We start from the raw sequence: 23,772 nt of genomic DNA on the forward strand, positions 1-23,772 counted from the left end.
GCGAACGGCGCACGCGGGTAACCTGCACGCCCCGCCCTACCGGTCAGCCGCCATGGACAAGCTTTCCCTGCAACAACTGGTGTGCCAGCGCCTCGCAGACGACCTGGCCCTGCTCAGCGCCGCCGCCGAGGCCGCCCGCCAGGCCGCTACCCACGAGCAGAGCAAGGCCGAGAACAAATACGACACCCGCGGCCTGGAGGCCTCCTACCTGGCCGCGGGGCAGTCGCGCCGGGCCGAGCAGATCCGCCGCGCCCTGGCCGCCTGGCGCGCCCTGCAGCTGCGCCCCTACGACGAGGAGCGCGGCATCCAGCTCGGCGCGCTGATCCTGCTGACGAATGAGGACGGACAACGCCAGTGGCTGTTGCTGGGGCCGGACGGCGCCGGGCAGAAGCTCGCCCAGGGCGACGAGGAGGTCACCCTGATCACCCCGCACGCGCCGCTCGGCCAGCAGCTGCTCGGCCGTGGGCCGGGCGACGAGGTGCGGGCCGGCACGAGCACATGGCAGGTGCTGCGGGTGGAGTGAGCCGGCCGCGGCTCAGGGCAGGTCGACCCCGAGCGGCGCCGCCAGCCGCGCCAGCCGTCCCGACTCGACGAGCCGCGCGAAGGCCCGGTCGAAACGCCGGCGCAGCTCGCCGTGGGCCGCATCGCGCGGGAAGGCGAAGTAGCCGCGCTGCACATCGATCAGTGGGCGCAACTCGCCGACCCGCGCATCCAGGTCGAAGTCGAGCAGGTGCGGGCGGGTATTGCGCTGGTTGCTGGCGAGCAGGTCGATGCGCCCGGCCTGCAGCATCAGCAGGCCATTGCGTACCGTCTCCACCGTGACCGGCTGCAGCTGCTCGCGCTCGGCCTCGAAACGCTCGCCATAGGCCCAGCCGCGCACCACGGCGATGCGCAGGCCGCGCAGCTGTGCATAGTCGCCTCGCCAGTGCAGTTTGCGCTCGCGCAGTGCGTAGAACAGGATGCGATCCTCGTAGAAGGGCGCGGCGGCGAAGGCGAAGCGCGCCTCGCGCTCGGCGGTGCGGTAGGGGCCGACCAGGATATCCGCCTGTCCCGACTCGACCATCAACTGGGCGCGGGCCCAGGGATGGAGTTCAAAACGCAGCCCGCCGCCCAGCTCCTCGGCCAGCTGGCGCAGTATCGCCGGCCCCAGGCCGACGAACTCGCCGGCCTCGCTCTGCTCGTAGACCCTCGGGAAGTGGGTGCCCACCACCACCCAGTCGCGCGCCGCCGCGCCGTCGCCCAGCAGCCATAGAGCACCGACCAGCAGCAGGCGCAGCAGACTCCGTTGACGACTCCGGACGATAGGGCTCTCCTCGATTCAGGCGGCGATCGGTGCCTCGTCACCCAGCAGATAGGCATCGAAGCCTAGCTGGTTGAGCAGGTGTACCGCCAGTTCGCTGCGAATGCCGCCCTCCGGGGTCACCACATAGCAGGTCGCGCGATCCAGGCTGTCGGCATGGGTGCGCAGATTGGCCACCGGCAGGTTGAGGCTCTCCGGCAGATGGCCGAGGCGGTATTCCGCGGCCAGGCGCACGTCCAGCAGCAGATGCTTGCGCTGCCCCTGCAGCGCCAGCTGCCGCAGATCCTGCGGGCTGATGCGCGGGATCAGGGTCGGCCGCACCAGCTCGACGAAGTCGTCGCGATGCAGGCGCGCCAGCTCGCCGTCCTCCTCCATGATCACGCTGGCCGAGCGCACCGCGCCGCTGACCAGGGCCTCCTCGCCGAAGAAGTCGCCGCTCTCCAGCACCAGCGCCGGCTGCTCGCGATAGGCCGCCGGCAGGCTGACCCGGGCCCGCCCGTGCTTGAGCACATAGAAGTGCTCGCCCGGCTCACCGTAGCGCACCACCTCCTCGCCGGCCCGCACCTCGACGTACTCGAAGCGCGCCAGCAGGGCGTGCAGGTGCGACGGCGGCAGGCGGCCGAACAGTGGCGTGGCCAGCAGTCGCGCCAGCCAGTCGTCCTCGTCCACCTCCTCGACCATGCCGTCGCCCAGGCTGCTGACCTGATAGGCCGCCTCCTGGCTCCAGCCGAGCAGGCGCTCGAGCAGCTGATGCTCGACGGCGAACAGCTGCACGTCGCTGACCGCGCGTACCGTGGCGGGATTGCTCTGCCCGGGATTGAGCGGCAGATGAGCCTCGGGCGAGCCACCCTCGATCTGCTGCTTGCCGGCCCCGCCATCCACGCTGACCTTGCCCGCCAGCAGATAGTACTGGGCCAGCGAGCGCTCGCCCTTCTGCAGCAACAGGGTGCCCGCCGGCCGCTGCAGGTAGTTCAGGCTGGCATGCAGCTGCTGACGGTAATGCGGGGTGAGGAAGTCCATCGGACTGAAGCTGGCGAGCTGCTCGGGACTGAGCGTGATGCGGCTCATGGTGAACCTCCGCGGGACGACGCGGCCTTGCCTGGAAAAATGTTCCTTTGCCTGGGCATGCCTTAACCATAGCGCTTTGCCATCCGCCCGCCATGGGCGCCGGTCGGATGGTCATCCCGGCCGAGTTGCGCACAGAGTACGGGGATGACTCTGTGGATAAGGCCGGGAAGAATGGCTAAAGCCCAGGCCCGACGCGGGCCGCCGAGGAGCGCTCAGTTATTGCTCAATACGGCGGAAAAATATCTTCCTGCTCAATGAGTTGCACACAGCATCTGGGGATGAAGCTGTGCATAAGGCCGGGAACAACGGCCACGGCCCAGATACCGCGCGGGCTCGCCCCCTTTGCTCAATTCGCGACCAGCCGCGCGGGGGAAGAACGCCGCGCGGCAGACGAGTTGCCCACAGGCCCCGTGGATTAGTCTGTGCATAAGCTCGGGAAGAGTGGCCGAAACCCGGGCGGTACGGGGGCCGCAGGCCTCCGCTCAGGCTTTGCACAGCGCGCCATGGGGGGGGAATTGCCCACAGAAGGCGGGGATGAAGCTGTGCATAACAGCGGGACAAATGCCTGCGGCCCAGGCGCGGCGCGCCTTCGCGCGCTCTGCTCAGCGATTGCCCAGCCCGTTCAGGCCTGCCCCGACAGCTCGCGCCAGGTGAGGTACAGGCGCAGGTCGAACTCCAGCTGGTGGTAATCCGCCAGCATGTGCCGGCACAGCTGGTAGAAGGCCTTGTTGTGCTCGGCCTCCTTCAGGTGCGCCAGCTCGTGCACCACTATCATGTTGAGGAACTCCGGTGCCGCCTCCTTGAACAGCGCGGCCACGCGGATCTCCTTCTTCGCCTTGAGCCGGCCGCCCTGCACCCGCGAGATCGCCGTGTGCAGCCCCAGCGCCCGGTGGGTCAGGTCCAGGCGGTTGTCGTACAGCACCTTGTCGATGGCCGGCGCGCTGCGCAGGTACTGCTGCTTGAGGTCGATGGCGTAGCCGTACAGGGCCTTGTCGCTCTGCACCTGATGGCGACCCGGGTAGCGTTTGGCCAGGTAAACACCCAGGCGATCCTCGGCAATCATCTGCGTCACCTGCTGCTGCAGGTGCGGCGGGTAGCCCTGGAGGTATTTGAAGGGAGTGGCCATGAACTGACGCCGCGTGAATGAAGCGCCAGTGTAACCGCCGACGGGCGCCTTCCGGCAGCCGTCGGCGGCGAACGGTCAGCGCACCTTGAAGCGGTTGACCAGTTCCACCAGGCGACGGTTGGAGGCCAGCAGCGCATCGGTGCTCTTGTCCGCCTGCTGGCCGCTGCCGACCAACTCGTCGACCATGTGGCGGATGGCGACCATGTTCTGGTTGATCTCCTCGGTCACCGCGCTCTGCTGCTCGGCGGCGGTGGCGATCTGCGCGCTGAGATCGTGAATGCGGCCGACCGCCGAGGCCATGTCGTCGAGGCCGACATTGACCCGCGCGGTGCGGTCGGCGGTGGCCTGGCAGCTGGCCTTGGTCTGCTCCATGGCCTGCACGGCGGAGCCGACGCCCTGCTGCAGCTTGGCCAGCATCTCGTTGATCTCCGAGGTACTCTGCTGGGTTCGCCCGGCCAGGGCGCGCACCTCGTCGGCCACCACGGCGAAGCCGCGGCCCTGCTCGCCGGCGCGCGCCGCCTCGATGGCGGCGTTGAGCGCCAGCAGGTTGGTCTGCCCGGCGATCTCGCCGATCACCCCGAGCACGTCGTTGATGCGCTGGGCATCCTGCTGCATGGCCAGCACCCGCGCCATGGAGCTCTCCACCTCGTCGACCAGGGCCAGCACGCTGGCCGAGGCCTCGGCCACCACCTGCCTGGACTGCTCGGCGTTGTCGTTGGCGTTGCGGGTGAAGCTGGCCGTCTCGGTGGCGCTCTGCGCCACGGTGTCGGCGGTCGAGCTCAGCTCGGTGATGGCGGTCACCGCCTGGTCGGTCTCGCTGGCGTGGCGGGTCAGCACCTCGTTGCTGTGGCGCGACTGCTGCTGCAGCTGGGCCAGCTCCTCGGCGATCACCGCCGAGGCCTGGGTGACGTCGGCGATCATGTTCTGCAGGTAGGCGATGAAGCGGTTGACCGACTCGCCCACCGCGTCCATCTCGTCCTCGCCCTTGAGGGCGATGCGCCGGGTCAGGTCGGCATCGCCGGCCGACAGCGAATCGATATTGCTGCGCAGCACATGCAGGCGCTGCATCAGCTGGCGCAGGGCGAACAGCATCATGAGCAGCAGCAGTACCACCATGGGCACCTGGATCAGGGCCAGGGTCTTGAGCACGTCGGAGCTGTTCACGGCCAGCAGGCGGCTCGGCAGCGCGGCGGCCAGCAGCCAGGGCGTGCCCTCGATGGGCTGCAGGTAGAAGGTCCAGTCCTCGCCCTCGGCGCTGCGGTACTCCTGCTTGAACAGGGCCTCGCGGCCGATCTTGCCGAGACCGGCCTGGATCTCGCCGACGAAGGCCGATTGGCGGGCCAGGTCGGCGACGTTCCTCAGCACTATCTCGCCGCCGATGCGCGCCTGGTTGCTGAGAATCTTGCCGTCCGGCTCGACTATCATCACCTCGCCCTGGATCTCCTTCTCCTTCTCGGCCACCAGCTTGTTGAAGAAGCCCAGGGTCACGTCGATGGTGGACACGCCGTAAGGCGCGCCATCCTTGACGATGGCCATGGCGCAGTTGGTGCGCGGCTGGGCGCTGGCGTCGTCCTTGTAGGCGGCGGCCCAGGCGCACTTGCCGGGCGGCGCCTGCATGCCGGCGCGGTGCCAGGGCTGCTCGTAGTAGTTGAGCGACTCGGCGGAGTTCCAGTAGGTGTTCACCGTCATCCTGCCGCTGCCGTCGCGGTGGAAGAAGGTGCTGTGCTTGGCCCGCTCGGAACGCTTCTGCGGCAGCGGCCAGATGCCGCCGCCGAACACCTTGGGGTCGCCATACTGGTCGACCAGGCCGGGCACCACCAGGTCGATGCTGTCGCTGTCGAGCAGCGGCACGGTCTGGGTGATGCTGCGCGACTGCGCCTCGACCTTGGCCAGCTCGAACAGGATGGTCTCGGAGATCTTGCTGACCTTGCCCAGCACCAGCTGCTCCTCCGCTGCCTTCAGCTTGGGCGTGACGAAATGACGGATGCCCTCCTCGGTGAGCAGGAAGACCGCCGCGATGAAGGCCAGGACGATCAGGGTGTAGCGGGCCTGGATTGTTTTTATCGAGCCCATGGTTGCTCCTGTTGCTGCCGACTGCGATTCCCGCGCCACGGCTCAGGGCGGGGCAGGCCCGGGATGGGCCCCTGTTTCAGAATATCCAAGTTATCGGTAGCTGCCCGGCCGACTTGAAGCCGAGGCTGCGGATAGCGCCCTGGCGCCGCCAGGGCTACGGCGGCTCGGCACAGTCGCGCACGGCGCTGTCCAGCAGCAGGGAGCAGGGGCGGCCGGCCAGATAGCTGCGATAGACCCGCAGCAGCTGCTCGCCACTATAGCGACAGGACTGCGCCCGGCATTCGGCGGCGAACTGGAAACGTCCGTCGACCGGCGCGGCCAGCTGGATGCGCAGGGCCGGCCAATCGCCGGGCGCGGCATCGGCCGGGGTGAACAGCAGGCGCTCGCGGCGCTGCACCAGTTGCCCGCCGGCGGCGGCATAGTCGAAGACGAACAGCAGGGTGCGCGAGACCTTGGTGGTGCACTCGGCACGCGTGCCGCAGCGCTGCGGATCGACCGGCGGCGTGGCCACCGGCACAGTCGCCGGTTCGGTCGGTACCCGGTTGGCACAGCCAGCCAGCAGCAAGGCGACGGCGAGCGCCAGAATGCGTGACGCCATTTCCCCTCTCCGGATAAGCGAAAGCCCCGCGACGCGGGGCTTTCGGGTAGGGCACGGCGCCTCAGTTGACCTTGGCGGCCAGCTCGCCGCTGGCGTAGCGCTTGAACATGCCTTCCAGGGAGATCGGCTTGATCTTGGAGGCATTGCCGGCGGTGCCGAAGGCTTCGTAGCGGGCGATGCAGATGTCGCGCATGGCGTCGATGGTCTTGGCGAAGAACTTGCGCGGGTCGAACTCGCTCGGGTGCTGGGCCATGAAGCGGCGCATGGCGCCGGTGGAGGCCAGGCGCAGGTCGGTGTCGATGTTGACCTTGCGCACGCCGTGCTTGATGCCCTCGACGATCTCCTCGACCGGCACGCCGTAGGTCTCCTTGATGTCGCCGCCGAACTCGTTGATCACCTGCAGCCACTCCTGCGGCACCGAGCTGGAGCCGTGCATCACCAGGTGGGTGTTGGGGATGCGCTTGTGGATCTCCTTGATGCGCTCGATCGACAGCACGTCGCCGGTCGGCGGCTTGGTGAACTTGTAGGCGCCGTGGCTGGTGCCGATGGCGATGGCCAGGGCGTCGACCTGGGTGCGCTTGACGAAGTCGGCGGCCTCCTCCGGGTCGGTCAGCAGCTGGCTGTGGTCGAGCACGCCCTCGGCGCCAACGCCGTCCTCTTCACCGGCCATGCCGGTTTCCAGGCTGCCCAGGCAGCCCAGCTCGCCTTCCACGGACACGCCGCAGGCATGGGCGAAGGCCACGGTCTGCTGGGTCACGCGCACGTTGTAGTCATAGTCGGCCGGGGTCTTGCCGTCTTCCTTGAGCGAGCCGTCCATCATCACCGAGCTGAAACCCAGCTGGATCGAGCGCTGGCACACGTCCGGGCTGGTGCCGTGGTCCTGGTGCATGCACACCGGGATATGCGGGAACTCCTCGATGGCGGCCAGGATCAGGTGGCGCAGGAAGGGCGCGCCGGCGTACTTGCGCGCACCGGCCGAGGCCTGGACGATCACCGGCGAGTCGGTCTTGTCGGCCGCTTCCATGATCGCGCGCATCTGCTCGAGGTTGTTGACGTTGAAGGCCGGCACGCCGTAGCCGAATTCGGCGGCGTGGTCGAGCATCTGGCGCATGCTGATAAGTGCCATGATGAAGCTCCCAGTAGGGTTCGTTTAAGTGTGTAGACCAGCGGCAAGCTACAAGCTTCAAGCTGCAAGAGAGAGATCGCTCGGCGTTGCTCTTGCTTACAGCTTATAACTCGAGGCCTGTCGCTGCTTTTATGCGCGCTGTTCCAGCACTTCGACCGCCGGCAGTACCTTGCCCTCGACGAACTCGAGGAAGGCGCCACCACCGGTGGAGATATAGCCGATCTGCTCGTTCACGCCGTACTTGTCGATGGCCGCCAGGGTGTCGCCGCCGCCGGCGATGGAGAACGCCGGGCTCTCGGCGATGGCCTGGGCCAGCACCTGGGTGCCGTTGCCGAACTGGTCGAACTCGAACACGCCGACCGGGCCGTTCCACAGGATGGTCTTGGACGACTTCAGCAGCTCGGCGAACTGCGCGGCGGTCTGCGGGCCGATATCCAGGATCATGTCGTCATCGGCCACTTCGCCGATCGGCTTGACGGTGGCTTCGGCGTCTTCGGCGAAGGCCTTGGCCACCACCACGTCGACCGGCAGCGGCACGCTGACCTTGGCGGCGATGGCACGGGCGGTGTCGACCAGGTCGGCCTCGTACAGCGACTTGCCGACCTTGTGCCCGGCGGCGGCGAGGAAAGTGTTGGCGATGCCGCCGCCGACGATCAGCTGGTCGCAGATCTGGCTCAGGCTGTTGAGTACGTCGAGCTTGGTCGAGACCTTGGAGCCGGCGACGATGGCGGCCATCGGCCGCGCCGGGTTGCCCAGGGCCTTGCCCAGCGCCTCCAGCTCGGCGGCCAGCAGCGGGCCTGCGCAGGCGACCTTGGCGAACTTGGCCACGCCGTGGGTCGAGCCCTCGGCGCGGTGGGCGGTGCCGAAGGCGTCCATCACGAACACATCGCACAGCGCTGCGTACTGCTGCGCCAGCTCGTCGGCGTTCTTCTTCTCGCCCTTGTTGAAGCGCACGTTCTCGAACAGCACGATGTCGCCGGCCTTGACCTCGACGCCGCCCAGGTAGTCGCGGACCAGCGGCACTTCGCGGCCGAGGGCCTTGGACAGATAGGCGGCGACCGGCGCCAGGCTGTTCTCTTCGGAGAACTCGCCCTCGGTCGGACGGCCCAGGTGCGAGCAGAGCATCACCGCCGCGCCCTTCTCCAGGGCCAGCTGGATGGTCGGCAGGGCGGCGAGGATGCGCGCGTCGCTCTTCACCACGCCATCCTTCACCGGCACGTTGAGGTCTTCGCGGATCAGCACGCGCTTACCGGCGAGGTCGAGGTCGGTCATCTTCAGAACGGTCATGCTCAGTCCTTCACGGGGGCTGGTTATTTTGAGGGGTTGGCGACGGCGAGAAAGTGCTGCGCGACGTCGAGCATACGGTTGGCGAAGCCCCATTCGTTGTCGAACCAGGCCAGCAGATTGACCAGGCGCGGGCCGGAAACCCGGGTCTGGCTGCCGTCGACTATGGCCGAGTGGGCGTCGTGGTTGAAATCGCAGCTGGCATGCGGCAGCTCGGTATAGGCCAGCAGGCCCTTGAGCGCGCCCTTCTCCGCCGCGCCACGCAACAAGGCATTGATCTCGGCGGCGCTGGTATCGCGGGCCACTTGCAGGGTAATGTCCAGACACGAGACGTTGACCGTCGGCACGCGGATGGCCTTGGCCTGCACGCGCCCGGCCAGTTCCGGCAGCAGGCGCTCGATGCCCCGGGCCAGGCCGGTGGAGACCGGAATCACCGACTGGAAGGCCGAACGGGTGCGGCGCAGGTCTTCGTGGTGGTAGGCATCGATCACCGGCTGGTCGTTCATCGCCGAGTGGATGGTGGTGATCGAGACGTACTCGATACCCAGCGTCTCGTCGAGCAGCTTGAGCAGCGGCACCGCGCAGTTGGTGGTACAGGAGGCGTTGGACACCAGACGCTCGGCGCCGCTCAGGCGCTGCTGGTTGACACCGAACACCACGGTGGCGTCGACGTCGGCCTCGCCGGCCATCGGCTGGGAGAACAGCACCCGCGGCGCACCGGCCCTGAGGAAGCGCTCGCCGTCGGCGCGGCTGTGGTAGACCCCGGAGCATTCCAGCAGCAGGTCGATGCCCAGGCCGGCCCAGTCGATGGCCTCGGGCTCGCTCTGGCGCAGCACCTTCACGCAGTCGCCGTTGATATGCAGGCAGTCGCCGGCGACCCGCACCTCGCCGGGGAAGCGGCCGTGGGTGGAGTCGAAGCGGGTCAGGTACTCGATGCTGGCCTGGTCGGCCAGATCGTTCAGCGCGACTATCTCGAAGCCGGCCGCAGCACCGCGCTCGTGCAAGGCGCGCAGCACGCAGCGGCCGATGCGGCCGTAGCCGTTGAGGGCGACTTTGTAGGGGCGGTTGGACATAGCTGCAAGCGGCAAGCTGCAAGCTGCAAGTCGGAACGGCAAGCGAGGGGGCTCTGCTTGGCGCTTGAAGCTTGCAGCTTGTGGCTGGCCTTAGCCCTCCAGCAATTCGGCGGCGGTTTCCAGGATATTGTCGACGGTGAAGCCGAAGTGCTCGAACAGCGCCGGCGCCGGGGCGGACTCACCGAAGGTGGTCATGCCGATGATGCGCCCTTCCAGGCCGACGTACTTGTACCAGTAGTCCGCATAGGCGGCCTCGATGGCGATGCGCGCACCCACCTGCAGCGGCAGCACGGCCTGCTTGTAGGCGGCGTCCTGGCGGTCGAACACGCAGGTGGACGGCATGGACACCACGCGCACCTTGCGGCCCTGCTCGGCGAGCTTGTCGGCGGCCTGCACGGCCAGGCCGACTTCCGAGCCGGTGGCGATCAGGATCAGCTCCGGCTCGCCGGCGCAGTCCTTGAGCACATAGCCGCCACGGGCCACGTCGGCCAGCTGCTGGGCGTCGCGCGGCTGGTGCGGCAGGTTCTGCCGGCTGAAGATCAGCGCGCTGGGGCCGTCGGCGCGCTCGATGGCGTGCTTCCAGGCCACCGCCGATTCCACCGCGTCGCACGGCCGCCAGGTGTCCAGGTTCGGCGTGCTGCGCAGGCTGGCCAGCTGCTCGATCGGCTGGTGGGTCGGGCCGTCCTCGCCCAGGCCGATGGAGTCGTGGGTGTAGACGAACAGCACGCGCTGCTTCATCAGCGCGGCCATGCGCACGGCGTTGCAGGCGTACTCCATGAACACCAGGAAGGTGGCGCCATAGGGAATGAAACCGCCGTGCAGGGCGAGGCCGTTCATGATGGCGCTCATGCCGAATTCGCGCACGCCGTAGAACAGGTAGTTGCCGCTGGCATCCTCGGCGGACACGCCCTGGCAGCCCTTCCACAGGGTCAGGTTGGAGCCGGCCAGGTCGGCCGAGCCACCGAGGAACTCCGGCAGCAGCGGGCCGAAGGCGTTCAGCGCGTTCTGGCTGGCCTTGCGGCTGGCGATGGTCTCGCCCTTGGCGGCGACTTCATCGATGTAGGCGGCGGCCTTCTCGGCGAAGTCGGCCGGCAGCTCGCCGGCCAGGCGGCGCTTGAACTCGGCGGCCAGCTCCGGGTGGGCGGCGGCATAGGCCTTGAACTTGTCGTTCCACGCGGCCTCGCGGGCGGCGCCGGCTTCCTTGGCGTCCCACTCGGCGCGGATCTCGGCGGGGATCTCGAAGGGGCCGTGGTTCCAGCCCAGCGCGGCGCGGGTGGCGGCGATCTCGTCGTTGCCCAGCGGGGCGCCGTGGCACTCCTCCTTGCCCTGCTTGTTCGGCGAGCCGAAGCCGATCACGGTCTTGCAGCAGATCAGGGTCGGACGGTCGGCGGACTTGCGTGCGGTGTCGATGGCGGTCTTGATCTCGTCGGCGTCGTGACCGTCGACATTGCGGATCACCTGCCAGCCGTAGGCCTCGAAGCGCGCCGGGGTGTCGTCGGTGAACCAGCCGTGCACTTCGCCGTCGATGGAGATGCCGTTGTCGTCGTAGAAGGCGATCAGCTTGCCCAGGCCCAGGGTGCCGGCCAGCGAGCAGACCTCGTGGCTGATGCCTTCCATCATGCAGCCGTCGCCGAGGAAGGCGTAGGTGAAGTGGTCGACTATCTGGTGGCCGGGGCGGTTGAACTGGGCGCCCAGCACCTTCTCGGCGATGGCGAAGCCGACGGCATTGGCGATGCCCTGGCCCAGCGGGCCGGTGGTGGTCTCGACGCCGGCGGTGTAGCCGTACTCCGGGTGGCCCGGGGTGCGGCTGTGCAGCTGGCGGAACTGCTTGAGGTCGTCGATGCCGAGGTCGTAGCCGGTCAGGTGCAGCAGCGAGTAGATCAGCATCGAGCCGTGGCCGTTGGACAGCACGAAGCGGTCGCGGTCGGCCCAGTTCGGGTTCAGCGGGTTGTGCTTGAGATAGTCGCGCCACAGCACTTCGGCGATGTCGGCCATGCCCATGGGTGCGCCGGGGTGGCCGCTGTTGGCCTTTTGCACGGCATCCATGCTGAGGGCACGAATGGCATTGGCTCGCTCACGACGGCTGGGCATCGTTGAATCTCCTGCGGGGACTGTTCACGGAAAAGGCGCGTATTTTCGCCCAGCAGGCGCCACGGGGGCAATGACAGATGGTCGAACGCGCTCAGTCCGCCCTGAGCACCCCGTGCGCCGGCGCGCTCGGCCCGGCCAGACAGGGCGCCTGGAACAGCTCGCCATGCCAGGCGCCGCGCAGCGTGCGCTGCAGCACCAACAGCCAGATGGCGGCCAGCTGCACGCTCAGCACCAGGCCGATGAGGACGAAGAAGCGCAGCTCGGTCAGCCGCCCCAGCTCGAAGGTGGCCAGGGCGAACACCCCCAGCGGGAAGGTGAAGCCCCACCAGCCCAGGTTGAAGGCCATGTTGTCGCGGATGTAGTGGCGGGTGAACAGGACCGCCGTGACCAGCCACCACAACCCGGCGCCCCACAGCGCCAGGCCGCCGACCAGGGCCAGGCCCGGCGCCAGCTCCGCGGCGCCGGCCAGGGCGGTGCCGGCGAAGGCCGCCGGGGCGTCTTGGCCCAGGGTCAGCAGGCCCAGGCAACCGGTGGCCAGCGGTCCCAGCGGCAGCCAGCTGGTGGCGGCGAAGTCGGTGTCCGGCAGCTTGTGCAGGGCCAGGCGCAACAGCACCAGGGTGATCAGCGAGAAGGCCAGGGCCAGCGACAGGCCCCAGAGCACGAAGCCAAGCGCCAGCATCGCCCGTGCCGCGGCCGGGTCCAGGTGCGGCACCAGGCCACCGGCGGCGCCGGCCGCCACCTCGGGCGCGACGATCGGCAGCAGCCAGACCGCGGTCATCTTCTCCAGCGCGTGCTGCTGGCGGGTGAACATCAGGTAGGGCACCAGCAGGGCGCTGGCCAGCGCCATGGCCGCATCCAGCCACCACAGCCCATGCGCGACCCGGTAGGCCTCCGCGCCCCAGTGCGCCGGGCCGAACTGCACCAGCCCGCCGATCAGCATGGCCAGGCCCATGGGGATGGCGCCGAGGAACATCGACTGCACCGGGTGCAGCAGCATCGGCCACAGGGTGTCGCGATGCAGCAGCAGGCGAGCCAGAAACAGCAGGCCGAAGGTCGCAAAGAGCGCCACGCCGAACCACCACAGCGCCTCGGCCAGGGCCAGCTGCCCCGGCAGGGTCCAGGGCAGGCGGGCCAGCACCAGGGCCAGCACGCCGGTGCCCATGGTCATGGCGAACCAGTTGGGCGAGAAGTGACGGACGAAGGCCCAGGGTTCGGGCAGGCGGGTAAAGGGACGCGGCATGGCGATCACGAACGATGACTACGGGAGCACCCAGGCTAGGGAGTCGCTTGCCATATGAAAAATACATATTCAGCATGCATTGCATACTTTCTATTTATGAATGTCTGCCATGAACCTGCACCATCTCAAGGTCTTCCTCGCCGTGGCCCAGGCCGGCAGCATCAGCACCGGCGCCGCGCGCCTGCATATCAGCCAGCCGGCGGTGACCCGCGAGATCCGCGAGCTGGAGGCCAACCTCGGCCTGGCGCTGTTCGAACGTCATCCGCGTGGCGTGACGCCGACCGAGGGCGGCCTGCGCCTGCAGCAGTTCGCCGAACGCATCTTCGCCCTGGAGCAGGCCGCCGAGCGCGACCTGCGCGCCTTCGCCAACCTCGACCAGGGCGAGCTGCAGCTGGGCGCCAGCGCCACCCTCGGCGGCTACTGGCTGCCGCCGCTGCTCAATCGCTTCCGCCGCCGACACCCGCAGGTGTTCGTCGACCTGCGGGTGAGCAACACCCGCGAAGTCACCCAGCAACTGGACGACGGCAGCATCGCCCTGGGCTTCGTCGAAGGCCCCTTCCCCGCTGCGGACTACGCCCACCACCTGCTGGCGCGCGACCGCCTGCTGCCGGTGGTCGGCCCCGCCCACCCGCTGGCCGGGCGCCGCGGCCTGCGCGCCGCCGAGCTGCAGGAGCACGAGCTGTACATGCGCGAGCCCGGCTCCGGGGCCCGCGCCAGCATCGAGCAGGCCTACCGGGCGCATGGCCTGGAGGCCCGCGCGGCGCTGGTCGGCGGCGGCACCGAGCCGCTCAAGCGGTTGATCGCCGGCGGCCACGGCATCGCCTGGCTGTCGCAGCTGGTGATCGAAGACGAGCTGGCCGACGGCCGCCTGCTGCGCCTCGACGTGCGCGACCTGCGCATCGAGCGCGACCTGCACGTGCTGTGGCGCCAGGGCTGCCGCTTGAGCCCGGCGCCGGCGGCCTTCCTGGAACAGCTCACGGGCAATATCAAAACTTTTTGATATTGCTGTTGCTGGATGAAAATTGAGCGACTAGACTGCCGCTCCTATGAACCTGCGCGCCTCCCAGCTCCCCTTCGAGCCCGCCGACGAGCTCGCCGCCCTGTGCAAGGCCGGCGGCGACCCGCTGCGCCTGAACGTGCTGCGCGCGCTGGCCAACGACTCGTTCGGCGTGCTGGAACTGGCGCAGATCTTCGCCATCGGCCAGTCCGGCATGAGCCACCATCTCAAGGTGCTGGCCCAGGCCGGCCTGGTGGCCACCCGCCGCGAGGGCAACGCGATCTTCTATCGCCGCGCCCTGCCCCAGGGCGCCCTGCACGGCGCGCTGCTGGAGGAAGTCGACGGCCTGCGCCTGCCGGACGAGGTGCGCGCACGCATCGCCGCCGTGCATGCCCAGCGCGCCGCCGCCAGCCGCGAGTTCTTCGCCCGCGCGGCGGACAAGTTCCAGGCCCAGCAGGACCTGATCGCCGGCCTGCCGCAATACCGCGACAGCGTGCTGGCCCTGCTCGATGCACTGGGCTTCGCCGCCGGCAGCACGGCGCTGGAGGTAGGCCCCGGCGACGGCGGCTTCCTCCCCGAGCTGGCCCGCCGTTTCAAGTCCGTGCTCGCCCTGGACAATAGCGAGGCGATGCTGGAACTGGCGCGCCAGCGCTGCACAGAGGATGGCCTGGGCAATGTCGAGCTGCGCCTCGCCGATGCCCTGCAGGACGAGATCGGCGCCGCCGACTGCGTGGTGGTGAACATGGTGCTGCACCATTTCGCCGTCCCGGCCGAGGCGCTCAGGCAGCTGGCGCGCCTGGTGAACCCCGGCGGCAGCCTGCTGATCACCGAGTTATGCAGCCACGACCAGAGCTGGGCCAGGACGGCCTGCGGCGATCTCTGGCTCGGCTTCGACCAGGAAGAACTGGCCCGCTGGGCCGACGCCGCCGGGCTCGCGCCCGGCGAGAGCCTCTATATCGGCCTCAAGAACGGCTTTCAGATTCAGGTACGGCACTTCGCCAAGCCGGATGCGAAGCAAACCCGCCAAACCAGGTATGAATAGGAATAGGATTTTGAAATGAGCGAATACTCCCTGTTTACCTCCGAATCCGTGTCCGAGGGCCATCCGGACAAGATCGCCGACCAGATTTCCGATGCCGTGCTCGACGCCATCATCGAGCAGGACAAGCACGCCCGCGTGGCCGTCGAGACCCTGGTCAAGACCGGCGTGGCCATAGTCGCCGGCGAAGTCACCACCAGCGCCTGGGTCGACCTGGAGCAGCTGGTGCGCGACGTGATCTGCGACATCGGCTACACCAGCAGCGACGTCGGCTTCGACGGCGCCACCTGCGGCGTGATGAACATCATTGGCAAGCAGTCCCCGGACATCAACCAGGGCGTCGACCGCGCCAAGCCGGAAGACCAGGGCGCCGGCGACCAGGGCCTGATGTTCGGCTACGCCAGCAACGAGACCGACGTGCTGATGCCGGCACCGATCCGCTTCTCCCACGCCCTGGTCGAGCGCCAGGCCGAGGCGCGCAAGTCCGGCCTGCTGCCGTGGCTGCGCCCGGACGCCAAGAGCCAGGTCACCTGCCGCTACGAGCACGGCAAGGTGGTCGGCATCGACGCCGTGGTGCTGTCCACCCAGCACAGCCCGGAGGTCTCCCTCGCCGACCTGCGCGAGGCGGTGATGGAGCTGATCATCAAGCACAGCCTGCCGGCCGAGTTGCTGCACAAGGACACCCAGTACCACATCAACCCGACCGGCAACTTCGTGATCGGCGGGCCGGTGGGCGACTGCGGCCTGACCGGACGCAAGATCATCGTCGACTCCTACGGCGGCATGGCCCGCCACGGCGGCGGCGCCTTCTCCGGCAAGGACCCGTCCAAGGTCGACCGCTCGGCCGCCTACGCCGGCCGCTACGTGGCCAAGAACATAGTCGCCGCCGGCCTGGCCGACCGCTGCGAGATCCAGGTGTCCTACGCCATCGGCGTGGCCCAGCCGACCTCCATCTCGGTCAACACCTTCGGTACCAACAAGGTCAGCGAAGACAGCATCATCAAGCTGGTGCGCGAAGTCTTCGACCTGCGTCCCTACGCCATCACCAAGATGCTCGACCTGCTTCACCCGATGTACCGCGACACCGCGGCCTACGGCCACTTCGGCCGCACCCCGCAGCAGAAGACCGTGGGCGGCGACAGCTTCACCACCTTCACCTGGGAGCAGACCGACAAGGTCGAGGCCCTGCGCGCCGCCGCCGGCCTCTGAGGCCCGCCCCGGCGGTAATGCTGTTCGCTTGAGAAACGCCGCGACTTCTACGGAGTCGCGGCGTTTTTTCTGGCTTGGACCGGCAGCGAGGGGCACTGCGCAATGCCATAGCCTGGCTGTCGTCGGTGTCTTGAGAGCGCTCCCCTCTCCCAGGGGGAGAGGGAGAACGACAGCCGCAGACCTGAACCCAGAAAAGTCCGGCCATGGCCGTGATGCCGCTAAGTGAACAGCATTACGCCCCGGCGGGGCTTATCGTTGCCCGGTTGACAGGCCGGGCCGCGAAGTTTTCACTGCGCCGACCCGCCGCGAGACCGCCATGCAGCCACTGCCCCTACTCTCCTTCCACAGCTATGCCGAGCAGCGGCTGAACCGCACGCCGATCCTCTCGCCCCTGCTGGTGAGCGTGATCGAGGGCGAGAAGTGGCTGCGCGTCGGCCAGCAGGAATGGCGCTGCCCCGCCGGCAGCTGGCTGGCCCTGGCCGGGCAGCAGCGCGTGCAGCTGATCAACCGCCCCGGCTCGCGCGGCACCTACCAGGCCTGGGCCCTGGGCCAGCAGGAGGGCTGGCAGCGGCGCCTGCACGAACTGTTCGGTGCCCAGCTGGCCGACCGCGGGCGCGCCGCGCCGGCCCAGGTGTTCGCCCCCGCCGACACGGCCCGTACGGCCTTCGCCCGGTTGCTCGATCTGCTGCCGCTGGCCGAGCGCGGCGGCCTGCCGGCGGCCCAGGCCGAGCATGCCTGGCAGGGACTGATGCTGGCCCTGGCCGAGGCCGGCCAGGCTGGCGTGCTGTTCAACCGGCGACCGTACCAGGTGCGCGAACGCGTCCTCGCACTGCTGCGCGGCGACCTCGGCCGCGACTGGCAGGCCGAGGCGGTGGCGGCACAGCTGGCCATGAGCCCGGCGACCCTGCGGCGCAAGCTGGCCGGCGAGGGCATCTCCTTCCGCCGCCTGCTGCAGGATGCGCGCATGGAGCAGGCCCTGGCCCTGGTCAACGCCTCGCGCCGGCCCCTCGGCGAGGTGGCCGCCGCCTGCGGCTACCAGTCGCCGTCGCGCTTCGCCGCGGCCTTCCAGCGCCAGTTCGGCAGCGCGCCCAGCGTTCTGCGGCAGATGAGCGAATCGGGCTAATCCTTGCGCGACACGGGCGCGCGGCCGCCGACGCGGCTCGGCATAGTGGGGCCATCCGAACACGAGGAGGCACCCATGAAGATTTCCCGATTCGCCCTGCCGCTGTGCGGCCTTTGGCTGAGCGCCGGCGCCCAGGCCTTCGAGCTGAGCAGCCCGGACATCGCCGACGGTCAGCCCTTGGGCCGCGCGCAGGAATTCCAGGGCTTCGGCTGCGACGGCGGCAACCGCGCCCCGGCGCTGGCCTGGAAGGACGCCCCGCAGGGCACCCGGAGCTTCGCCATCACCGTCTACGACCCCGACGCGCCGACCGGCTCAGGCTGGTGGCACTGGGTGCTGTTCAATCTGCCGGCGGATAGCCGGAGCCTGCCCGCCAGCGCCGGGCAGACGGGCGGCGCCGCGCTGCCGGCGGGCGCCGTGCAGAGCCTGAACGACTATGGCCAGACCAGCTTCGGCGGCGCCTGCCCGCCGGCGGGCGACAAGCCGCACCGCTACGTCTTCACCGTGCATGCGCTGAAAGTGCCGCGCCTGGACCTGGACGAGAAGGCCATGCCGGCGCTGGTCGGCTACCTGCTCAACGCCAACAGCCTGGGCAAGGCCAGCCTCACCGCCAGCTACGCGCGTCCGGCCCAGTAACCCTGCGGGCAGTCGTTGCTCAGGGGGAGCGGCTAAGCTCTAGCCTATCCCCCCGAGCAAGGACGCTCGCCATGTCACCGCGCGCCGCCCCACTCCTGCTGCTATACGCCTGCACCCTGCAGGCCGCACCCTGCCCAGACTGGCCGGCCGAGCGGGCCAGCGGCGAGATCGGCGCCCTCGAGCGGCGCCTGGCCGAGTGGGAACGGGCCTACCACGTCGAGGGCCGGGCCCTGGTCGCCGACGAGCTCTACGACCAGAGCCGCGAACGCCTCGCCCAATGGCGTGGCTGTTTTCCCGCGCTGGCGAGCGTAGCGAGCGCAGCGGACGACTCACCGCTGCTCGCCGCCGGCGGACCGCTCCCCTCCCCGGTGCCGCAGACCGGCCTGTTCAAGCTGCGCGACGAGGCCGCCGTGCGCGCCTGGATGGCCGCCCGCGAAGAGCTGTGGATCCAGCCCAAGGTCGATGGCGTGGCGGTCACCCTGGTCTACCGCGATGGCCGGCTGCAGCAGGCGATCAGCCGCGGCGACGGGCGCAGCGGCCGGGACTGGACCGCCCGCGCCCGCCTGATCCAGGCCATCCCCCAACGCCTCGCGCGCCGCGACGAGCTGATCTTGCAGGGCGAGCTGTACTGGCGCGCGCCCGGCCATGTACAGGCGCGCGACGGCAGCGACGGGCTGCGCGGCAAGGCCGCGGGCGCCATGGCCCGCGGCCGACTGGATGCGGCGCGGGCGGCGCAGATCGGCCTGTTCGTCTGGGACTGGCCCAATGGTCCGGCCGGCATGGCCGAGCGCCTGCAGGGCCTGCGCGAGCTTGGTTTCGCCGACAGTGTCGAGCTGACCCTGCCGCTACGCTCGCCGGAAGAGGCGCGGCGCTGGCGCCAACGCTGGTATCACGAAGCGCTGCCATTCGCCAGCGACGGCGTGGTGCTGCGCCAGGGCCGGCGCCCGCCGGGCACCCACTGGCTCGCCGAACCACCGAACTGGGCGGCCGCCTGGAAATACTCGCCGCGCCGGGCGCTCGCCGAGGTGCGCGCGGTGCAGTTCCAGATCGGCCGCACGGGCCGCATCACTCCGTTGCTGCAGCTGCAGCCGGTGGAGCTGGACGGCCGCACGCTGCGCCGGGTCGGCCTCGGCTCGCTGCAGCGCTGGCGGAGCCTGGACATCCGCCCCGGCGACCAGGTGACGGTCACCCTGGCCGGCCTGACCATCCCGCGCCTGGAGGCCGTCGCCTGGCGCGGCCAACAGCGCGGCGCCCTGCAGCCACCCGATCCGGCGCACTACCACACGCTCAGCTGCTGGCATCCGACACCCGGCTGCGAGAGCCAGTTCGCCGCCCGCCTCGCCTGGCTGAGCGGCAAGCGTGGCCTGGCCCTGCCCGGCGTCGGCAGCGGCACCTGGAGCAAGCTACGGCCGCAGGGCCTGCTGGACTGGCTGGAGCTGCAGGAGAGCGAGCTGGCCGCTCGACCGGGACTGGGGCAACGCAGCGCCGCCGCCCTGCACCAGAGTCTCGCCAGCGCCCGGCAGCGGCCCTTCGCCCAATGGTTGCGCGCCCTGGGCCTGCCGCCCAGCGGTTCGGCGCCGCTCGCCGGCAACTGGGACGAGCTGGCGGCACGCGATGCGGCCGACTGGGATGCCTATGCCGGCGTCGGGCCGACCCGCGCCGCACAGCTGGCCGCCTTCTTCCGCCACCCCGAGGTGCTGAAGCTGCGCGAGCGACTACGGGCCGCCGCTGTCGAGGGTTTCTAGTAGATGCGGAACTCTTCGTGGCAACCCTCGCAGGCCGCCTCGACCCGGGCCACCGGCGCAGTCAGCGCCCGCGCCTGCAGCGGGCTGACCTGGGCCGCCGTGCGCAACTCGGCGGTGGCCGCCTCCAGTTCGCGCGCCAGCTGCTGGAAACGCTCCTGGCGCTGCCACACCTCGTCGCGCGCCTGGCTGTCGGCGCCGGCCTCGCGCGCCTGCGGGAAGTGCTGCCAGGGCTGACGCGACAGCTCGTCGAGGCGGGCCGCGCCCTCGGCGAACCGCCGCTCGTCGAAGGCCAGCCGGCCGCGCAGCATGCCGCCTAGGTCCTCGCTGGTGCGCAGCATGTCCTTGAACAGTGCCTGGCGCTTGCCCAGCGGCGAGTCCGGATCGACCCGCTCACAAGCGGCCACCAGGGCACAGGCCAGCAGGCCAAGCAGCAGTTTCGACTTCATCATCTACGGCCAATAGGGGCGAAAGGGGGCGACAGTATTGCCAGTCCGCGCCCGGCCGCCAAGCGCCAGGCTGTCGCAGGTGCTCCGGTCTGGCCCCGCCACATGAGGCATCCCATGACCTCACGCCATGGGCCTGTGCAGCGTCATCGCCCTCCCAGCGCCTGCTGCGGGCACGCCATGCGTTCGACGCCGGCCTCAGGTCCGGAAACGATCCAGTTGCTCGTTGAGCCTGCGCACCTCGGCCTGGATCTCCGCACTGACAGCCACCACCCGGTCGGCATCGCCATGGCTGCGCTCGGCCAGGCTGGAGATGTGCACGATGCGTTGGTCGATCTCGGCCGCCACCTGGCTCTGCTGCTCGGCAGCGGTGGCGATCTGCGCATTCATCGCATTGATGCTGTCCACCGCGCCGACTATGTGCTCCAGCACCGTCGTGGCCTCGCCGATATGCGCCTGATTCTCCCGCGCCATGCCGGCGCTCTCCTGCATGGCCTGTACCGCCTGGCGCGCACCTTCCTGCAGGCGCTGGATGATCGCCTGAATCTCGCCGGTGGACTGCTGGGTACGGCTGGCCAGGGTACGCACCTCGTCGGCGACCACGGCGAAGCCGCGTCCGGCCTCGCCGGCCCGCGCCGCCTCGATAGCCGCATTCAGCGCCAGCAGATTGGTCTGTTCGGCGATCCCGGTGATCACCTCCAGCACCTTGCCGACCCCGGCGGTCTCCGCCTCCAGCGCCTGCACCTGGATGCCGCTGTGCTGCAGTTGCCCGGCCAGGGCCTCGATCAGCTCGGCGCTGCGCCGCACCACCTGCTGCCCGCTACGGGCATAGCCGTCGGCGCCGCGAGCCGAATCGGCGGCGCCGGCCGCATGGCGGGCCACCTCGGCCACCGTGGCACTCATCTCGTTCATCGCCGTGGCCACCTGATCCAGGTCCTCGTGCTGTTGCCGCACTCCTTCGCCCGCGGCCCCTGCGGCCCCTGCGGCTCGGTCGACGTGGCCACGGGTGCACTCGCCGCTGTCCTTGACCTGCGCCAGCAAGGCACGCACCTGTTCCTGCATGCGGTTGTAGCCGGCGAAGATGCGGCCGATCTCGTTATCCACCTGGCCACCGCGAAGAGCGCCGGTGAAGTCGCCGCCACCGACCCGGGTCAGGGCCATCTCCACCGCGTGCAGATCGCGCATCAGCGGACTGAGGCCGAACTGCCGACCGAGCACCACCAGGACCAGGATGGCCAGCACACAGGCAAAAGCCAGCCACATCTGACGGCGCTGGGAACTCTCGGCGTGCGCGGCCATCAGCCCGACAGCCTGATTCATCTCCTTGAGCAGGGTCACCGAGGCCGCCTCCAAGGCCGCCAGGTCGGTCTCGCCGCCAGCTGCGGCCTGCTCCAGACGCGGACGGAAGGTGCCCCACAGCTGACCGACCCTGGCCATCTGCGCCTGAATCGCCGGCGTCTCGATCACGCTGATGTTGCGCGCGCGGTTGCCGGCCAGTAAGTCGTGGTGGGCCTGGTCGAACTGGCCGATGGTGGTGTCCAGTGCCTTGCGCTCGAGGGCGCCCTGGCGCAACAGCAGCGCCTCCTTGGTCATCTTCTGGCTGAGCATGCGCTGGGCGCCGGCCACATTGATGGTCTCCGGCGAGACCGACATGCTCAGGTACAACGCCACCGAGGCCGTGACCGCGAAGATGAACATCAGTGCGTAAGAGAACAGGAACTGTTGATTGAGGGTACGCAGGCCGATGGCCCGCAGCAGCTGGTCGAACACTCGGGTCGCGAACATGGTCTCCCTCCCGGCTGGAATCGATGGCCAGTCCGCCATCGACGAGAACACTAGTCCGTCTCCGCCAGCCGCGCCGCCAGAGCGGACGAAACGTCCTCCACAGCGGCCGGGAGTGCAGAAGCGGTGCACGGCGCGCACCAAGGCGATGCGAGCGCACCATCGAGGCGCTCAGTCGGCACGACGGAAGACCTTGGGTTGACGCAGCAGGCTGGCTATAATCGCCGGGTTTCACACGGCCGGCTCAGCCCGGCCGTGCCCGCCTCCCGGTCGAGGGGCGCTGCAGCAGGCTCCAGGATCTGACGCGCATCAGACCCGCTCCTGTCAGGCTCGCCCGGGGCGTTTATCCGAACGCATCAACGGCGCCCATTCGCAGACAACGAATGGAGAGCTTTCGCATGAGCGCTGCCTTTACCGATTACAAGGTCGCCGACATTTCCCTGGCCGACTGGGGCCGCAAGGAACTGATCATCGCCGAGTCCGAGATGCCGGCCCTGATGGGCCTGCGTCGCAAGTACGCCGCCAGCCAGCCTTTGCGCGGCGCCAAGATCATCGGCTGCATCCACATGACCATCCAGACCGGCGTGCTGATCGAGACCCTGATCGCCCTGGGTGCCGAAGTGCGCTGGTCCAGCTGCAACATCTTCTCGACCCAGGACCAGGCCGCCGCCGCCATCGCCGCCGCCGGCATCCCGGTGTTCGCCTGGAAGGGCGAGACCGAGGCCGAGTACGAGTGGTGCATCGAGCAGACCATCCTCAAGGACGGCAAGCCGTGGGACGCCAACATGATCCTCGACGACGGCGGCGACCTGACCCAGATCATCCACGAGCGCTACCCGGCCATGCTGGACAAGATCCACGGCATCACCGAGGAAACCACCACCGGCGTGCACCGCCTGCTCGACATGCTCAAGGCCGGCACCCTGAAAGTCCCGGCGATCAACGTCAACGACTCGGTGACCAAGAGCAAGAACGACAACAAGTACGGCTGCCGCCACAGCCTCAACGACGCCATCAAGCGCGGCGTCGACCACCTGCTGTCCGGCAAGCAGGCCCTGGTGGTCGGCTACGGCGACGTGGGCAAGGGCTCGGCCCAGTCGCTGCGCCAGGAAGGCATGATCGTCAAGGTCTCCGAGGTCGACCCGATCTGCGCCATGCAGGCCTGCATGGACGGCTTCGAAGTCGTCTCGCCGTACAAGAACGGCGTCAACGACGGCAGCGAGGCCTGCATCGACCGCGACCTGCTGGGCAAGATCGACCTGATCGTCACCACCACCGGCAACGTCAACGTGTGCGACGCCAACATGCTCAAGGCCCTCAAGGCCCGCGCCGTGGTGTGCAACATCGGCCACTTCGACAATGAAATCGATACGGCCTTCATGCGCAAGAACTGGGCCTGGGAAGAGGTCAAGCCGCAGGTGCACAAGATCCACCGCACCGGCCCAGGCCAATTCGATCCGCGCAACGACGACTACCTGATCCTGCTGGCCGAAGGCCGCCTGGTGAACCTGGGCAACGCCACCGGCCACCCGAGCCGGATCATGGACGGCTCCTTCGCCAACCAGGTGCTGGCGCAGATCTTCCTGTTCGAGCAGAAGTTCGCCGAGCTCCCCGCCGAGAAGAAGGCCGAGCGCCTGACCGTGGAGGTGCTGCCGAAGAAGCTGGACGAGGAAGTGGCGCTGGAGATGGTCAAGGGCTTCGGCGGCGTGGTCACCCAGCTGACCGCCAAGCAGGCCGAGTACATCGGCGTGACCGTGGAAGGCCCGTTCAAGCCGGACAGCTACCGTTACTAACCAGCAGCCACAAGCCACAAGCCACAAGC

20 protein-coding genes and 1 riboswitch are annotated in these 23,772 nt (G+C 69.0%); of the genes, 8 read left to right on the plus strand and 12 right to left on the minus strand.

What is annotated here, in order from left to right:
• The first annotated feature begins 52 nt into the window (after window positions 1–52).
• Entirely contained in the window at window positions 53–523 is a 471-nt protein-coding gene (locus AAFN46_RS06860) for a transcription elongation factor GreAB (RefSeq protein WP_347807946.1), read from the plus strand.
• A 12-nt stretch (window positions 524–535) separates the two neighbouring features.
• On the opposite strand, the gene AAFN46_RS06865 is transcribed toward AAFN46_RS06860, so the two are convergent.
• The 10 genes from AAFN46_RS06865 to AAFN46_RS06910 all read right to left on the minus strand — a co-directional run bounded on the left by AAFN46_RS06865 (window position 536) and on the right by AAFN46_RS06910 (window position 12,979).
• Window positions 536–1,207: a transporter substrate-binding domain-containing protein gene (locus tag AAFN46_RS06865; RefSeq protein WP_347807947.1), complete on the minus strand. Its 672-nt coding sequence runs from the start codon at window positions 1,205–1,207 to the stop codon at window positions 536–538.
• Window positions 1,208–1,318: 111 nt separating this feature from the next.
• Window positions 1,319–2,368, minus strand: coding sequence for a cyclic nucleotide-binding domain-containing protein (locus AAFN46_RS06870; protein WP_347807948.1), 1,050 nt, complete (start codon window positions 2,366–2,368; stop codon window positions 1,319–1,321).
• 622 nt (window positions 2,369–2,990) lie between these two features.
• The gene (locus AAFN46_RS06875; protein ID WP_347807949.1) at window positions 2,991–3,494 is read right to left on the minus strand and encodes a M48 family metallopeptidase; all 504 of its coding nucleotides are present in this window, start codon (window positions 3,492–3,494) and stop codon (window positions 2,991–2,993) included.
• Window positions 3,495–3,569: 75 nt separating this feature from the next.
• Complete coding sequence (locus AAFN46_RS06880) at window positions 3,570–5,567, minus strand: methyl-accepting chemotaxis protein (protein WP_347807950.1); 1,998 nt, start codon at window positions 5,565–5,567, stop codon at window positions 3,570–3,572.
• A gap of 154 nt (window positions 5,568–5,721) precedes the next feature.
• Window positions 5,722–6,165 carry a hypothetical protein gene (locus AAFN46_RS06885; protein WP_347807951.1) on the minus strand — a complete coding sequence of 148 codons (444 nt, stop codon included), beginning with the start codon at window positions 6,163–6,165 and terminating at the stop codon, window positions 5,722–5,724.
• A 61-nt stretch (window positions 6,166–6,226) separates the two neighbouring features.
• Window positions 6,227–7,291: a class II fructose-bisphosphate aldolase gene (fba, locus tag AAFN46_RS06890; protein WP_347807952.1), complete on the minus strand. Its 1,065-nt coding sequence runs from the start codon at window positions 7,289–7,291 to the stop codon at window positions 6,227–6,229.
• Window positions 7,292–7,420: 129 nt separating this feature from the next.
• Window positions 7,421–8,578, minus strand: a complete 1,158-nt coding sequence (locus tag AAFN46_RS06895; protein WP_347807953.1) for a phosphoglycerate kinase — start codon at window positions 8,576–8,578, stop codon at window positions 7,421–7,423.
• A gap of 23 nt (window positions 8,579–8,601) precedes the next feature.
• On the minus strand, window positions 8,602–9,648 hold the full coding sequence (epd, locus tag AAFN46_RS06900; RefSeq protein WP_347807954.1) for an erythrose-4-phosphate dehydrogenase: 1,047 nt from the start codon (window positions 9,646–9,648) through the stop codon (window positions 8,602–8,604).
• A gap of 90 nt (window positions 9,649–9,738) precedes the next feature.
• Window positions 9,739–11,739 carry a transketolase gene (gene tkt, locus AAFN46_RS06905; RefSeq protein ID WP_347807955.1) on the minus strand — a complete coding sequence of 667 codons (2,001 nt, stop codon included), beginning with the start codon at window positions 11,737–11,739 and terminating at the stop codon, window positions 9,739–9,741.
• A gap of 91 nt (window positions 11,740–11,830) precedes the next feature.
• Entirely contained in the window at window positions 11,831–12,979 is a 1,149-nt protein-coding gene (locus AAFN46_RS06910; protein ID WP_347807956.1) for a TDT family transporter, read from the minus strand.
• A gap of 109 nt (window positions 12,980–13,088) precedes the next feature.
• Here AAFN46_RS06910 and AAFN46_RS06915 point away from each other — a divergent pair, with 109 nt between their 5' ends.
• The 6 genes from AAFN46_RS06915 to ligB all read left to right on the plus strand — a co-directional run bounded on the left by AAFN46_RS06915 (window position 13,089) and on the right by ligB (window position 19,725).
• Window positions 13,089–13,979, plus strand: coding sequence for a LysR family transcriptional regulator (locus AAFN46_RS06915; protein WP_347807957.1), 891 nt, complete (start codon window positions 13,089–13,091; stop codon window positions 13,977–13,979).
• Window positions 13,980–14,025: 46 nt separating this feature from the next.
• Window positions 14,026–15,018, plus strand: a complete 993-nt coding sequence (locus AAFN46_RS06920) for a metalloregulator ArsR/SmtB family transcription factor (RefSeq protein WP_347807958.1) — start codon at window positions 14,026–14,028, stop codon at window positions 15,016–15,018.
• A 15-nt stretch (window positions 15,019–15,033) separates the two neighbouring features.
• The gene (metK, locus tag AAFN46_RS06925) at window positions 15,034–16,224 is read left to right on the plus strand and encodes a methionine adenosyltransferase (RefSeq protein ID WP_347807959.1); all 1,191 of its coding nucleotides are present in this window, start codon (window positions 15,034–15,036) and stop codon (window positions 16,222–16,224) included.
• A 316-nt stretch (window positions 16,225–16,540) separates the two neighbouring features.
• Window positions 16,541–17,347 (plus strand): AraC family transcriptional regulator, encoded by an 807-nt coding sequence (locus AAFN46_RS06930; RefSeq protein ID WP_347807960.1) that lies wholly within the window; start codon window positions 16,541–16,543, stop codon window positions 17,345–17,347.
• A 75-nt stretch (window positions 17,348–17,422) separates the two neighbouring features.
• Window positions 17,423–17,980: a YbhB/YbcL family Raf kinase inhibitor-like protein gene (locus tag AAFN46_RS06935; protein WP_347807961.1), complete on the plus strand. Its 558-nt coding sequence runs from the start codon at window positions 17,423–17,425 to the stop codon at window positions 17,978–17,980.
• Window positions 17,981–18,051: 71 nt separating this feature from the next.
• Window positions 18,052–19,725 (plus strand): NAD-dependent DNA ligase LigB, encoded by a 1,674-nt coding sequence (ligB, locus tag AAFN46_RS06940; RefSeq protein ID WP_347807962.1) that lies wholly within the window; start codon window positions 18,052–18,054, stop codon window positions 19,723–19,725.
• On the opposite strand, the gene AAFN46_RS06945 is transcribed toward ligB, so the two are convergent.
• Together AAFN46_RS06945 and AAFN46_RS06950 are read right to left on the minus strand one after the other, a co-directional pair.
• Entirely contained in the window at window positions 19,722–20,174 is a 453-nt protein-coding gene (locus AAFN46_RS06945) for a cytochrome c (RefSeq protein WP_347807963.1), read from the minus strand. The genes ligB and AAFN46_RS06945 overlap by 4 nt on opposite strands.
• 192 nt (window positions 20,175–20,366) lie before the next feature.
• Entirely contained in the window at window positions 20,367–21,953 is a 1,587-nt protein-coding gene (locus AAFN46_RS06950) for a methyl-accepting chemotaxis protein (protein ID WP_347807964.1), read from the minus strand.
• A 263-nt stretch (window positions 21,954–22,216) separates the two neighbouring features.
• A riboswitch (S-adenosyl-L-homocysteine riboswitch) is annotated at window positions 22,217–22,325 on the plus strand.
• Between the two features lie 8 nt (window positions 22,326–22,333).
• Between AAFN46_RS06950 and ahcY the strand changes: the two genes are divergently transcribed.
• A complete protein-coding gene (ahcY, locus tag AAFN46_RS06955) occupies window positions 22,334–23,743 on the plus strand; it encodes an adenosylhomocysteinase (protein ID WP_347807965.1) in 1,410 nt (469 codons plus the stop codon).
• Window positions 23,744–23,772: the final 29 nt, after the last annotated feature.

It is taken from the genome of Pseudomonas sp. CAU 1711, assembly GCF_039888625.1.
Lineage (GTDB): Bacteria > Pseudomonadota > Gammaproteobacteria > Pseudomonadales > Pseudomonadaceae > Aquipseudomonas.